This is a genomic window from Acinetobacter sp. 'aerobic (ED)' (assembly GCF_904886855.1).
GTDB classification, from domain to species: Bacteria; Pseudomonadota; Gammaproteobacteria; order Pseudomonadales; family Moraxellaceae; genus Acinetobacter; species Acinetobacter courvalinii.
Map to the genome: position 1 here is coordinate 286985 of NZ_CAJHGI010000001.1, position 14720 is coordinate 301704.

11 protein-coding genes are annotated in these 14720 nt (G+C 43.8%); all 11 read left to right on the plus strand.

Annotated elements, in window-relative coordinates:
• Positions 1–7: 7 nt before the first annotated feature.
• The 11 genes from JO943_RS01390 to mtlD all read left to right on the plus strand — a co-directional run bounded on the left by JO943_RS01390 (position 8) and on the right by mtlD (position 14573).
• The gene (locus JO943_RS01390) at positions 8–1849 is read left to right on the plus strand and encodes an IucA/IucC family protein (RefSeq protein WP_202739761.1); all 1842 of its coding nucleotides are present in this window, start codon (positions 8–10) and stop codon (positions 1847–1849) included.
• 8 nt (positions 1850–1857) lie between these two features.
• Positions 1858–3774: an IucA/IucC family protein gene (locus JO943_RS01395; RefSeq protein WP_202739762.1), complete on the plus strand. Its 1917-nt coding sequence runs from the start codon at positions 1858–1860 to the stop codon at positions 3772–3774.
• A gap of 6 nt (positions 3775–3780) precedes the next feature.
• A complete protein-coding gene (locus JO943_RS01400; RefSeq protein ID WP_202739763.1) occupies positions 3781–4542 on the plus strand; it encodes a (2Fe-2S)-binding protein in 762 nt (253 codons plus the stop codon).
• Positions 4539–5156, plus strand: coding sequence for an RraA family protein (locus JO943_RS01405; RefSeq protein ID WP_202739764.1), 618 nt, complete (start codon positions 4539–4541; stop codon positions 5154–5156). Before JO943_RS01400 ends, JO943_RS01405 begins: the two co-directional genes overlap by 4 nt.
• A 93-nt stretch (positions 5157–5249) precedes the next feature.
• Complete coding sequence (locus JO943_RS01410; RefSeq protein WP_202739765.1) at positions 5250–7541, plus strand: TonB-dependent receptor; 2292 nt, start codon at positions 5250–5252, stop codon at positions 7539–7541.
• Between the two features lie 81 nt (positions 7542–7622).
• A complete protein-coding gene (locus tag JO943_RS01415) occupies positions 7623–7916 on the plus strand; it encodes a hypothetical protein (protein WP_202739766.1) in 294 nt (97 codons plus the stop codon).
• A gap of 1 nt (position 7917) precedes the next feature.
• Complete coding sequence (locus JO943_RS01420) at positions 7918–9441, plus strand: PepSY-associated TM helix domain-containing protein (protein WP_202739767.1); 1524 nt, start codon at positions 7918–7920, stop codon at positions 9439–9441.
• Positions 9438–9770: a hypothetical protein gene (locus JO943_RS01425; protein ID WP_202739768.1), complete on the plus strand. Its 333-nt coding sequence runs from the start codon at positions 9438–9440 to the stop codon at positions 9768–9770. The genes JO943_RS01420 and JO943_RS01425 overlap by 4 nt, the downstream gene beginning before the upstream one ends.
• Positions 9771–9917: 147 nt before the next feature.
• Positions 9918–10556 (plus strand): GNAT family N-acetyltransferase, encoded by a 639-nt coding sequence (locus tag JO943_RS01430; protein ID WP_202739769.1) that lies wholly within the window; start codon positions 9918–9920, stop codon positions 10554–10556.
• A 234-nt stretch (positions 10557–10790) separates the two neighbouring features.
• Positions 10791–12101 carry an MFS transporter gene (locus tag JO943_RS01435; RefSeq protein ID WP_005285688.1) on the plus strand — a complete coding sequence of 437 codons (1311 nt, stop codon included), beginning with the start codon at positions 10791–10793 and terminating at the stop codon, positions 12099–12101.
• 342 nt (positions 12102–12443) lie between these two features.
• Positions 12444–14573, plus strand: a complete 2130-nt coding sequence (gene mtlD, locus JO943_RS01440; RefSeq protein WP_202739770.1) for a bifunctional mannitol-1-phosphate dehydrogenase/phosphatase — start codon at positions 12444–12446, stop codon at positions 14571–14573.
• The last annotated feature ends 147 nt before the right edge of the window (positions 14574–14720 follow it).

The window sequence follows — 14720 nt, forward strand, 5'->3', positions numbered from 1 at the left end:
GACAAATATGGGACAATTACATCCAGTTTTATCCAATACACATATGCTTCAAAATACCTTTCAAGCCTGGCAACAGCCGCAACCGGAGCAGGCGAAAGAGATTGAACAACGTGTGATCAAGCAACTGTTACAAGCTTTGATTTTTGAAGAAATTATTTACGCTGAGCATGATGGTGAAAATTTCGTGATTCAGGTACAGGATCGTCAACAGCAAGCGGTTCAGTATATTGCCAAAGGGCAACGCCAATACAGCTATAAGCTGGTGCGACTGGCAAGTGATCAGGAGGTACTTCGTCAGGATGCCCAAGGCAATACACAGCCAGCACGTCTAAATCAGGTCATTGATGAGATCCTGCGCTCGATTGCCGATGCTGCCAAAGTGGAAGATTTTATTTTTGAATTAAAGCGTACCTATATTCATGACGTGCAATCACAAGTCTGTTTTGAAAACTACAGCTTGCCTGCAATTCAGTATCCATACGATATTCTGGAATCTTATTTGATGGATGGGCATCCTTATCATCCATGTTACAAATCCCGTGTCGGTTTTAGTCTGCAAGACAATGTCCGTTATGGGGTGGAGTTTGCCCAGCCGATGGCTTTGGTCTGGTTAGCCGTACACCGGAAGCTGGTAGCACAAAACCATTCCAGTCACATTGAAACAGAGGCATTCTTTAAAGAACAATTGAATGAATCGGACTTTATCCAGTTTCAGCAACAGTTGAATGAGCAAACTCAAAATGCCGCTGAATATGTCTGGATTCCAGTCCATCCTTGGCAATGGGAAAATCACCTGATCTCGATTTTTGCACAAGAAATTGCCGATCAGGACATCATTTATTTAGGGCATAGCCATGACCGTTATCTGGCCCAGCAATCATTGCGAACTGTCACCAATTTACAGCACCCGGAAAAACCGTACATCAAGCTTTCCATGAGCTTGACCAATACCTCAAGTTCACGGGTACTGGCAAAACATACGGTTATGAACGGGCCCATCATTACCGACTGGCTGCAACGCCTGATTGATCAAAGTGAAACGGCGCAACAGCTCGATTTTGCAGTGTTGCGTGAAGTCTATGGTTTGAGCGTTGATTTCACCCGTTTACCTGCTTCGCATGCGCAACAGGCCTATGGCACCATTGGTTGTTTATGGCGTGAAAGCGTGCATCAATATTTACGTGAAGGTGAAGATGCGATTCCACTGAATGGGGTGAGCCATATTCAAAAAGATGGACAGGCCCTGATTGCACCGTGGTTACAGCACTACGGGGTTGAGCAATGGACACGTCAATTGTTGAAAGTGGTCATTACACCATTGATTCATTTGCTGTTTGCCGAAGGGATTGCGACTGAATCGCATGGGCAGAATATTATTCTGGTGCATCAACAAGGTTGGCCAACCCGTGTATTGCTTAAGGATTTCCATGATGGCGTACGTTATAGCCCGTCACATCTGGCTCATCCGGAACTGGCACCTGAACTGGATCAGTTACCACCTGAACATGCCAAAACCAATAGCATGTCCTTTATCTTGACGGATGATCTGGACGGGATTCGTGACTTTAGTTGCGCCTGCCTGTTCTTTGTGGCCTTGACTGATATTGCGATTTTTCTCAATCAGACCTACGCCATTGCTGAACAGGATTTCTGGCAATGGGCTGCCGAAGTCATTCTGGACTATCAACAACAACATCCTGAACATCATCAACGCTATCAAATCTTTGATGTCTTTGCCGAAAAGTTACGGATTGAATCATTAACCAAACGCCGTTTGTTTGGTGATGGTCGTATGCAAATCAAGTTTGTGGATAACCCGTTGGCGCCGTTTAAAGCGCAGGGCAAGTGAGGTTATTGATGAATGCACTTCAACCTGTCTATCAATTGACTGACAGAACCATTTTACAAGACTTTGTAAATGCCTTACTGGTGGAAGCCCTGATTCCTGAACAGTATATTGTGGATGATTCAACCGCACAGTCCAAACTGGATGTATTCGATTTTGACTTAAAACAGCAGTTTAATCATAGGCCTGAGCAGCAGTACGTGGTGCTGTTGCCTGAGCAAACATCACACTACTGTGTTGTTTTTGCTGTACAGTCAGGCATTACCCAAGCGTGGTCTTTTGCGGCTGAGTCGGACATTTTACGAATTACAGCAGGCAATCAGCACACGCAAGTTCACCCGATTGAATTATTTGAGCTGTTTGAATGTCTGCAACAGACCGGACTGTTTCAACACTGTCAGGCCGATAAGCTGCAGGTCTTTTCTGAGCAAATCCAGAAATGTTTAACGCAATATCGTTTGCTGCAACAGCATCAAGTCGATGCCCATGATCTGATTCATCGAAGCCCGGCGCAGGTGTTTCGTGTTTTAGAGCAATATGCGGGCTATCGGGATCGGCCATATCATCCTTTATCCAAGTTAAAGGAAGGATTGAGTCAGCAGGAATATTTGCAATATTGTCCTGAATTTGCTCAAGAACTGAGGATTCACTGGGTGGCTGTGCATAAAGACAAAATGATGTTTGGTGCGGGTGTCGAGGATATTTTTACCCAGCAGCCGAGCCAGATTTTCATTAACCGTGCCGAACGCTATCAACTGAAACAGGAAATGTTCCAGCGCGGATTGAGTGATACGCATATCGCCATGCCTGTGCATCCGTGGCAGTTCCAGCATTTATTTCAGCAATTCTTTGCTGAGGATATTGCGTCAGGTATCTGTCAGCCATTGAACTTTGTTTCAAAAGGCATGTATGCCAGCGCTTCGATGCGTAGTCTTTTGTCTGAGGATATTCCACAGCAAAGCCTGAAACTGCCAATTGGCATTAAGGCGCTGGGTTCATTGCGTTTTCTGCCGATTGTAAAAATGATTAATGGCGAAAAAAACCAGAAGTTATTGCAGCAGGCACAGCAAAAAGATCCCGTTCTGCAGCAAAAGTTATGGCTGTGTGAGGAGACACAATGGTGGTCTTATTTGCCAGAAAAACAAGATGATCGAAGTGCGGACAATGAATGGCTGTTCGTAGAGAAGCCGACTCATCTGGCCGCTCAACGCCGTCATATTCCAGCTGAACTGCTGCAACAGCCTTATCAACTGATTCCGATGGCTAGTCTAGGACACATTATTCCAGGGCAACCTGCCGTGTTTGATTATATTTTACAGCTGCAGCAGCTGGAAAATCATCCGGAACATGTGCTTGAGCAATTTGCCCAATTATGTGCCTGCTTCTTTGAAGTGAATTTACGCCTGTTCCGTCTCGGCTTGATGGGCGAAATTCATGGTCAGAACCTGTGTCTGGTGCTTAAACATGGTCAATTTGATGGCCTGATGTTCAGGGACCACGATTCATTGCGTATTTACCTGCCGTGGCTACTGCACAATGGTCTGGATGATCCGGACTATTTAAGCCCGCATGATTTCAGGAATACGCTTTATCACGACTCGGTTGAAGCCTTGCTGTTTTATATCCAGACGCTGGGGATTCAGATCAATTTAGGCTGTATTGTCGAGGCACTGGCAAAATATTATCAGATTGCAGCAGATCAACTCTGGTATGTCTTGGCTGAACAGTTACAGCTGGTGCTAAACAGTCTGGATATTGAACCTGAAATTCTAAGTCAGTTACAGGCCTTACTGTTTGAGTCACCAAACTGGCCTTATAAACAGCTGATCCGGCCTTTGCTTGAGCAGGATACCCGTATTGGCAGTATGCCATCAGGAATCGGAGAGACCCGAAACCCACTTTGGCATGTTTTAGCTCGATCCGCATAAACTGCAATGAAGATGTGTCAGTATTTTCAAGCAGAGTTGGAAACTTCTTTTTCAGTGCTGCAACAGCACCTGAAACTGGAAATACATGGTTCCAACCAGCAGGCAATCACACTTGCTGACCTGTTCGACGACTCGATCTGTCGGCAGGTGCTGCAGGATTTTGCGACACGTATTCATGCTACGAACCAGAGATGTGCCACCTCATTATTTATCAAATACTGGGCCACGCTCTGGGTGTTGCCTTTTTTATACTGTCAGGCGGCATCGCTTCCTTTTGTGAAATGGCAACCTTCGATCTTTATCGTAGAGCTACCTGAAACATGGAACTGGGAGCGACGAATCCAACTGGCTGATTCAGCGAGTTACGCCTGTCACAGCATGTCTCTGCCGGAGCTTGATGCCATGTTGCTACAGTTCAATGGCCTGTTACAACAGATTGCCCGCGTGGGGCGTGTGTCGTATGCCTTGCTCTGGGAAAATGTTGCTGTGCGCATGCTGCAGTTTTATCGTTCTTTAGCGCAGCAAGATTTAGACAATGACATGCGTAATCGGTTGCAACAGCAACAACAGCGGTTAAAAGCAAAATCGGCACAAAGTTTTAACCTGCCGGAAAATCCCTTTCTCAAGTTATGCAATAACTGGCATCCCGAATACAACACCTATATGCGACAAAAGTGCTGCTTCTATTTTCAACTAGAGGAAGCCAGTGGGGAGCTATGCCGAAATTGCCCCTTGCAGCTGAAAAAAACAACAGAGATGAAATCATGAATCAAGTTATCCAGCCCGAATGGCTGGTTCAAGCCTATAAAAACATTGCCACCTCGACCATCGGGCATGTACTGGATTTGGGACATGTCCCACAGATTTTTCCGATGTCCCCACAACAGCATCTGGTGGGTCTGGTCAGAACCGTGCGCGTGCAATCCAAGAATGCCAGTCAGTTGCGACAGGTATTGCTGAGCTGCCAGCCCAATGAAGTTCTGCTCATCGACGCCAGATATGACTTGCAACGGGCATGCTGGGGAGAGCAGCGAAGTGTCGCCGCGATTCATTGCGGTTTGGCTGGTGTGGTGGTGTTGGGTGCGGTCACGGATCGTCAGGCATTACTGCAGCTCAAATTGCCGGTTTTCGCTCAATCCGTGAGTTGTCTCACCACACGAAATGAAGGAGAAAGTCTGGTCGAAATGGATATCGGCATCGAGCTCAATCAGTTTACGGTGCAATCCGGTGACTTACTGATTGGTGATGCAGATGGAGTTTTTATTTTAAAACCAGACATGGCGCAAGCCTATCTGGAACAGTTCCAGCAACTGGAGCAGGCAGAAAAAGACAGGAAAAACAATTTTTTTAAACAAGAGAGGAAAGAAGATTATTATTTTTAATAAAAATCATTCTCATTAAAAATTAAATTTAGTATGATGGCGTGCCTTTTGGATATTTTTTGAGTGATAGAAGGGCTCTGGAGAAAAGAGAAAATGAAAGTCAATAATGAGTTTAGGGCAAAACAAGTACTGTTTAAAATGACACCATGTTGCCTTGCTGTTCTGGCCATGTTTGCACAGCATGCCCATGCTGAAACTGCTGTATCGGGGGATATTGCAGTAAGCGCAGCGCCCACACAGAAGCCTGTTGCACAATTAGAAAAGATTGTCGTCACAGCAACGCGTACACCAAAAAATATTGCAGAAATTGCCGGTACGGTTCAGACCATTGACCGTCAGCAGATTACGCAACAGGCAACCGCGGGACGCAAGGTTGCCGATGTTTTGGCACAGCTGGTACCGTCTTTGGCACCCAGCAGCGGGACCACCAGTAATTATGGTCAAACCATGCGTGGCCGCAATGTACTGGTCATGATTGATGGGGTATCACAAACCGGTTCACGTGATGTCTCCCGTCAGTTGAACAGTATTAGCCCAAGCATGATTGAGCGGATTGAAGTAATCTCTGGTGCAACCAGTATCTATGGTTCTGGCGCAACGGGCGGCATTATCAATATTATTACCAAACGTGCAGATACTTCAAAGCCACTCAGCTTTGAAAGTAAAGTGGGCATTACCTCTTCAGATACTTTCCGTGGGGATGGATTGGCGTATGAAGTTGGACAATCGGTGTCGTTTAAACAGGGCAATGTTGATGGTTTTCTCGGGGCAAACTTTACCAGTCGTGGTTCTCAGTTTGATGGCGATGGTGACCGCATTTCTCTGAGTCCTTGGCAAGGCAGTACCATGGACAGCGATACGATTGATGTCAACGGACGTTTGAATGTTAATCTGACCGATCAGCAAAGCCTGAGCTTTGGTGCACAATATTATAAAGATAAGCAAGATACAGATTACGGCCCGGACTATTCATATTTGCCGACCACGGGCACAAGTAATGATATGGGAACACCAAGCTATAAAGCCATTAAAGGTTTAAAGCTGAGTAATCCACTATTTACTGAACGCTATGCAGTGAATTCACAATATCAGAATCAAGATTTCCTAGGTCAGGTATTGAATGTGGAAGCCTACTATCGAAATGAAAAATCAAGATTTTTCCCCTATGGTTTAACCACTAAATCAGTTAAGACGGTAAACCAGTCGCAATCTGAAATCGAAGTTGCAGGCCTGCGTTCGACCATGCAATCAGACTTTAATATTGCCGATCGAGCGCTGAAATTAACCTATGGCCTTGATTATGACTGGGAAAAAGACAAGCAATATATTGATATTCTGGCAACCGAATATCCTTATTTAGTCTATACCCCAACAGGTCAGCGTAAAGGTTATGGGCCAAACACCGAGATCCAGAATATTGGTGCTTTTGCCCAAGGTGACTATGCTATTAATGATCAGTTGAATATTCAGGCCGGCGTTCGCTATCAATATATTCAAGCAGATACTGACGCATATATTCCAAGCCGTGAGTCGAATATGGTACCAGCAGGTTCGACCCATGATGATAAACCGCTATTTAATTTAGGTGCGGTGTATAAACTGAATGATGCACAGCAAGTCTATGCAAATTTCTCACAAGGTTTTAGCTTCCCGGATGTGCAGCGCATGCTGCGTGATGTTTCGACCTTTACGGTTTCAACTTCGAACTTGCAACCCATTACGGTCAACAGTTATGAGTTGGGCTGGCGTTTAAATCAGGAGGATGGTTTAAATCTGGGTTTAACAGGTTTCTATAATAGCTCTGATAAAACTGTTCAGTTTAATAATCGGGCAGCGAAAATTGTCGATACTGACCAGCGTGTTTATGGAGCGGAGGCCACTGTAAGTTATCCATTCATGGATAATTACAAAGTGGGCGGAACACTGGGCTATACCCGTGGTCAATATAAAGATGCTGCAAACCAGTGGCATGAACTTAATTCATTTGCAGTCGCGCCAGTAAAAGGGACTTTATTTGCTGAATGGGACAACGATGAAGGTTATGGTCTTCGAGTACAGATGCAGGCAATTAAAGGGACTAATAAAGCCTATAATGATGATCGTGACTTAGCTGCGCGTGCCAATGCCAGTCAAGACGATGCATTTAAAGCAGCTGTAAAAGCAGATGCCAATACCGCGGCAAAAATTAAGGGCTACGCCACTATGGATGTATTGGGACATGTGCCTGCCGGAAAAGGTCGTGTAGATTTTGGGGTATATAATGTGTGGGGTCTGCAATACAACACGGTATTCGCCCAGCAGGCAGCGGTTTCAAACGGGAATCCATTATTGGCGATCCCAGCGGAAGGCCGGACCTATGGTTTAAGTTATACCATCAGCTATTAATTGGAACATCGGAAGAAATATCTGTGCATATGCTGATATTTCTTCATTTTATTTTGGCTTTTACAGATTAAGGCAATACCGATGCGCCGTACAGAACAACAAGAACCTTTTAACTTAACTTATCGCAGCGTTTTTTTTATCTGCCTGGCTGCCTATTGTTATAGTTCCTGGCTCAGTCTGGTTTTAGCGGATTGGCTTCCTTTTGCCAAAGCTGAAAATGTCTATTTTGCAGTTTTTATCAGTTTCATCTTTTTTATCGTTTACGTGATAGTGGGCAGTGCAATTGTGTCTAGACGTTGGTTCTGGATCATCAATAGCTCAGGCATATTATTACTGGCAAGCTACTGGCTCATGCGCAAGTGGGGAATCAGTTAAGATGGGTTTTCGTCAAATACAGGCCATTCTGCATCGCTGGTTTGGCATTATGGTGTTATGGGTCATCTTTTTTATTTTCTTAACCGGGTCGATTGCCTATTTTCGTACAGAAATTAATGTCTGGGCACAACCTGAGGCGCTCAGCCAGATTCAGAGCCTACCGACTCCCCAGACTTCGGCACAAACGGCATTTAACTATCTCAACCAGCACGCCGCTGATGCAAAAAGATGGCGTGTGACTGTTGCCAGTGAACGTATGCCGGTCAATTTACTGCAATGGCAGGATCAGACAGGCAAACACCAACAATTACAAAATCCCGTGACAGGAGAATTACTCCATCCCGTACGGCAGACTCTGGCGGGAGATTTCTTTTTTAAATTGCATTACACCTTATATCCTCTGCCGAGCAAGATCGGCAGTTTCATCGTGGCCATTGTCGCCCTGATCTTATTAATCAGTTTGATTACAGGGGTGATCACGCATAAAAAGATCATTAAAGAATTTTTTGTGTTTCGTGCCTTCAAAGGTCAGCGTTCCTTGCTTGATCTGCATCATATAACGGGAGTGATTACATTTCCTTTTTATCTGGTGATGGCATTTACCGGGCTACTGATTTTATTTTATCTGGTCTTGCCGTGGGGGCTATCCAAACACTATGCGCAAGACGGTATACCCCAATTCTATAATGAGATGCAGTTTGTAAAGATGGCAAAGCCACAAGCATCTCCGTCTCAGCACAACATGCAGCCATTTGAACGCTTTATTCAACAATTGCCCGCGCAGGCACAAACAGGCGCAATACTCGATAAATTTGAAGTACAGAAACCCAATACGCCAGAGGCGATGATCACTTTTGATTATAATTATAAAAATATTATTACCTTAAATACGCCACAATATATTTTTGCAGCCCATAGTGCCGAACCACTGGCTCAACCCCGAAACTTATCTGCCATAGCTCAACTGGCTTCATCTTCTTACGGAATTCATCTGGGTTATTTCGCCTCGTACTGGATGCGTTTGATCCTGTCGGTGATGGGGATTATGGGATGTGTAATGTTGGCTGCAGGTGCCTTGCTGTGGCAGAAAAAACGCATGAAAGAAGCCCATGCTTTTAGCTATACGCTGGTCCAGCATCTCAACTTTTTTACTTTCCTTGGGCTGCCGCTAGCCTGCGCCAGTTATCTATTGGCAGGAAGACTGTTACCTGCAGCATTTGAACCGAGGGAGAGTTATGAAGTCTCTGCCTTTTATCTCACTTGGCTGTTGAGCTTGCTTATCAGTCTGCTGCTGCGTACCCGAATGGCTATGTTACTGGTATTGGCAATGACAGCGGCGGTTCTCTTCCTGATTCCTCTTAGTAGTTTTGTGAGGGTACCAGAGGCTGCTTTATGGCAGAGTCTCAGCCATTCGCGTTGGTCACTGGCTGGGGTAGATTTGGTGTTGCTCGTTATGGGTGGACTTTATCTCGGTGCAATTCATTTTTATCTGTCCAGATTTAAACCTGCAGGAGCCTCAACATGAGTTTTGCAGCACTTTGCTGGGCCTTGGTTGCTTTTATACAAGGTTGCATGCTGAGTCAGTATGGTCAGAAGCAACTGCAATATGCCTGGTTGAATGCAACCAGGAGAAAGTTGTTAGTTTTTTCGGCCATTATTTTTCTAGCATGCTCTTTGGGACTGAACTGTTGGTCTGAAGGCAGCTCGGTTGGGCCACTCAGCTGGGTATTTGTGATCTTACCTGCAGCCTTCTTTTTACAGGTGCTGGGTTTTTATCTGTTTAGAAAATACTTTGTACAGATCTGGTGCTGTGCAATGCTGGCTGCGCTTATTTTTAGCTTAACTGGCAATTAAAGGTGTGGCGTATTCAATGACCGAGGGCTATTTAACGATTTTTTTACTGGGTTCAGTTCATTAACAAAAAACAAGAAAAACAACGGTTGTTGTCTTAATAAAATTGATTATCATTATCATTTAATATTAAAGGCAAGGAATATCTGCATGCTTACATTGTCACAAAAACTTCCTGATTATTTTGAGTATTATGAAGACGGGACACAATATTACTTACGCCAGGTTCAATATCCGCAGGATATTCCTTTATTGCATCAATGGATGCATGAACCACATGTGATTCCACAGTGGCAACTGAACAAGACTGAACTTGAGCTGCAGGTCTACTTTGACAAAATGCTGGCCGATGACCATCAACGCTTACTGATTGTCGGTGTCGATGGGAAGGATGTGGGTTATACCGAAATTTATGAGGGGAAGCGTGATCGTTTAGGCCGTTACTATGAAGGTGATGATACTGATCTGGGCTGGCATTTATTGTTCGGTGATAAGTCGGTTTTTGGTAAAGGCTTTTTAAGACCAACCATCCGTTTATTGAGTTTCTATATTTTTGAAAATTCGCCTGCACGCAAAATTGTAGGGGAGCCAGACCACACGGTAAAACCTTATGCAGCGGTTGTTGCTGATCTTTGTTATGAAAGTCAGCGCCTCATCCCGATGCCTGAAAAAACAGCCATGCTTTATTACTGTTTTAGAGAAACGTTTTATGACAAGTTTGGCGAGTATTATACCGCCTCAAAACAACAGCATAGCCTGCAGCAGTCTCAAGATTTAAGCCTGACTTAAACTGAATTTAAGCGTTAAATTGAAAATAAGCCTCAACGGATGTTGAGGTTTTTTATGTGGAAAACATCATCTTAAAAATAAACAATATATTGATATATAAAATTAAAAAGTATTTTTGATGAATAAAACAACATATTGTCATTTGCTGAATTTACGAATATCATAACTAAATTACGAATAAAGTAATAATGGATTGAAAAATTATAGTTAAAGCAACATGGAGAAGGAATCACCATGAAAGAAGTTGCATTAAATGATTTGATTGACCAGCAACGTGTCGGACCTTATCAAAAATTTATTCTATTTACCTGCTTATTGCTGATGATCATGGATGGCTATGACATTCAGGCCATGGCCTATGCCGCGCCGATGATTATCGAGGCGTGGGGTGTCGAAAAAACCATGTTGGGTGTGGTGTTTAGCGCCAGTTTGTTTGGATTGTTTGTGGGTTCATTTGTTTTAAGTTCACTTTCGGACCGTTATGGCCGCCGTCCAATCTTGTTGATCTCAACGCTAGTATTCTCTGTACTGATGTTATGGACACCCCATGTTGCCAATATTGAACAACTTGCGGTCATACGTTTTATTACGGGCATTTTCTTGGGCGGCATCATGCCGAACGCCATGGCCTACAGCTCTGAAATTGTGCCCAATAAATATCGTATTTTGACCATGATGGTGATTTCTTGTGGTTATACAGTCGGTGCCATGCTGGGAGGAGGGATTTCTGCTTTACTTACGCCCATAGGTGGGTGGCAGGCCATTTTTTATTTTGGCGGTATTATTCCGCTGGTCATTTTCTTTATCATGCTGTTTAAGTTACCAGAATCACTGTATTTCTTAGGCGAAAATAAAAAGAATGAGCAAACGATTCTATTCTGGCTGAAGAAGTTTTATCCGGCATTGGAACTCAATACAGCAACTCAAATAATTGGCAATAGCGGCCCTAAAATCAAAAAATCACCATTAGAGTTATTTAAAAATAAGCGTGCTTTTTTTACCTACTCGATCTGGGTGATCAGTATCTTGAATATGATCAGTCTGTATTTCCTTGCCAACTGGTTACCGACCTTATCCAAAGAGTCAGGACTCTCCTTGAACCATGCCCTGATGATTGGTTCAACCTTGCAACTGGGCGGGACCATTGGCAGTATTGTGATGGGCTTAAAAATTGACAAGATCGGTTTTTATAAGGTTTTAGTTCCAGCCTTTCTGGTCGCCGCTGTCAGTGTGGCCTTGATTGGTTATTCGGTTACTCATATTGCCTTACTCTATGTGGTTATTTTCATTGCTGGTTTTGCCATTGTCGGCGGACAACCTGCCATTAATGCCTTGTCTGCCAGCTATTATCCAGTTTCATTGCGCACTACAGGTGTGGGCTGGAGTATTGGCATTGCCCGTTTAGGTTCAGTGATCGGGCCTTTATTCGGTGGATATCTGGCTAAATCACTGATCATCACTCATTTATTTGTGATTGCAGCCGTTCCATCTGTCTGTGTGATTGTGATGTTACTGGTTCAAGCCAAATATCGGGTAGAGGTCTGAATTTTGAGGCCGCCTTGTGCGACTTTTTGTTTCCCAACTGAATCCGGTTATTTGGAGCAGGGTTAAATCTTTATCACTCATAAGCAATATTCAACGTTCTGTATCTCATGGTTGAGTGGTGATTGTTTTGGTGGAAGTCATCTTATAAAACAAGGTGAATAAAAAACGATCACTATTTTGTAGCGGATGCAAGTAATCTTTACAAATTTAGTCAACAATACGCCGAAAAAAATAACTTTAGGTTGATTTTTAATCAAATTTATTTCATTTGTTTACCATCGCTAATTTGTCATGTTTTTTTGGTTAACCTAAGGAACGCAAGAACAAAACAAAGGAGTAAAGATGCTGATTTTTCACGATTATCCTGTTCAGGGAGCACTTTTTGATATGGATGGCACAATGTTTGATACTGAGCGATTACGCTTTCAGACATTGAAACAGGCCTCTCAAGAGCTCATTGGACAGGAATTTTCCGATGAATATTTAATGCAGTGTCTTGGACTCAGTGCACAAACAGCCGAACAGCTTGCCCAAAGCTTTTATGGTGAAGATGTTCCGTATAAAGCCATCCGAAAACGAGCAGATGAACTCGAACTGGAATCGGTTCGTCATAATGGTGTACCCATTAAGAAAGGTCTGATTCAGGTACTGGAACGACTACGCAAATCTGGCCTGCGTATGGCTGTAGCGACATCCAGTCGCCGGGCAATTGCCGAAGAATACCTGATCAATGCCAATGTCTATAAATTTTTTGATCTGCTGGTCTGTGGTGATGAAGTCGAAAAAGGCAAACCACATCCTGAAATTTTTATCAAAGCTGCACAAAAATTAAATTTGCAACCGCAACAATGTCTGATGTTTGAGGATTCGGAAAACGGGATCTGTTCAGCCTGTGATGCGGGCGGCATCACCATTTTATTTAAAGACATCAAAGAACCGAATGACAGCATGCTGGCCAAAGCAAATTTCTATTATCAGGATATGTATGAATGCCTGAATGCGCTGGACCAGTATATTCCTGAAATGGGCATGCCGCAGTTGCAAGAACCATTTCCGCAAAGTATCAATCAACTCACTGTCGGGATTCATGGTTTTGGCGCGATTGGTGGCGGATATATCGCACAGGTATTGTCACATTGGGATGGGTTTACCCGACCCCAGCGTATTCTCGCTTCGACCAGAAACCGCCTATATCTGGAATCGGTCAACAGCTTTGGCAGTTACAGTATTCGTTATGGACAGTCCTCTTATGATGAACGGATTGAAAACCTGACGGTGATTGATGCTGACAATGAACAGCACATGCTGGAGATGTATATGCATTCCAGCCTGATCGCGCTGTGTTTGCCTGAACAGGCCATTGCATCCGAAGCCAGAACAATTGCGAAGGGGTTATTGGCACGCTTCATGTCGCAAGATACGCAGCAGCATGAGCCGATTACCTTTTTGATTATTTTGAATAAAGTCTGTGCAAAATATCTGGTATTGAAAAATATCCGTGAAGCTTTGCTTGAAATTACCGATGAGGATATCGCAGAGCACATCCTCAGTGAGCACTATTTTTGCGATACCGTAGTCAACCGAATGGTTGCCAAGCTTTCTGATCAAGCCCTGTATCGTCAGCTGAATATCAAGCATCGTTTATTCAAACAATACCAATCTGACCTGAATGAAGAAGCCATCGAACTTTCAGATGAAACTGCACTGACCGAGAAACAGGAACAGCAAATGACTGACTGTTTATCGGATATGCGTGGACAGTTTCAGGCGGGGCAGTTTTTGCAGAATATGGATCTGATCCTGTTCCATAGCGAAACTGATATGCCGATTTATGTGGAAAACCGTAGTCCGATCTTGAGTAAAATGCGGCAAATGATTCTGGTGGAGCAAATTTCTGATATCCAGATCATTAAAAACCGCTTATGGAACGGCTGCCATGCCATGACCGCCTGGTATGCCAGCATGCATGGCCATGACATGATCGGGATTGCGCTGGCAGATGCCAAAATCAAGAAATATGTAGAACAGCTGGTTGAGGAAGTCAAACTCGGTTTAGCCAATATTGTGCCCAATCAGGCCAAAGAGCTGGACCGGATGGCGGAAAGTTTTCTGCATTCCTGTCGCTCAGCCTATAAAGATACCTGTGAACGGGTGGCACGTGATCCGCTTAGAAAACTAAGCTTTAATGAGCGCGTATTCGGTAGTCTGGAAAATCATATTCAGCAGCAATTGCCCTATCAAAAGATTGTGCAAGGTGCAATCTATGGATATGTCTATGCCTTAAAACAGCTAGAAATTGAGGAGCTGGAGATTGTGCAGCATATTCGTAAAAATATTGAAATGATGGATATCAATACCAGTCAAAAGAAAGCAGTATTAGATATGTTGTATCAAGGTATTCAGGCTGAATTGCATGACGATACCTTTAGCTATGATCTAAATGAAAACCAAGCTAAGTCTGCGCTGGTTTAGCATTGCAATCCATAGACATAGACAAGCCAAGATCGTGAGCCCTAACACAGCTTTAAACCTATAAAGTTGTGTTAGCTCTACGGTGCTAGCATTGTCAATTTGAACGTTGGGCCAGATCATTCAACTGATTGCGCATGCAAATATGCT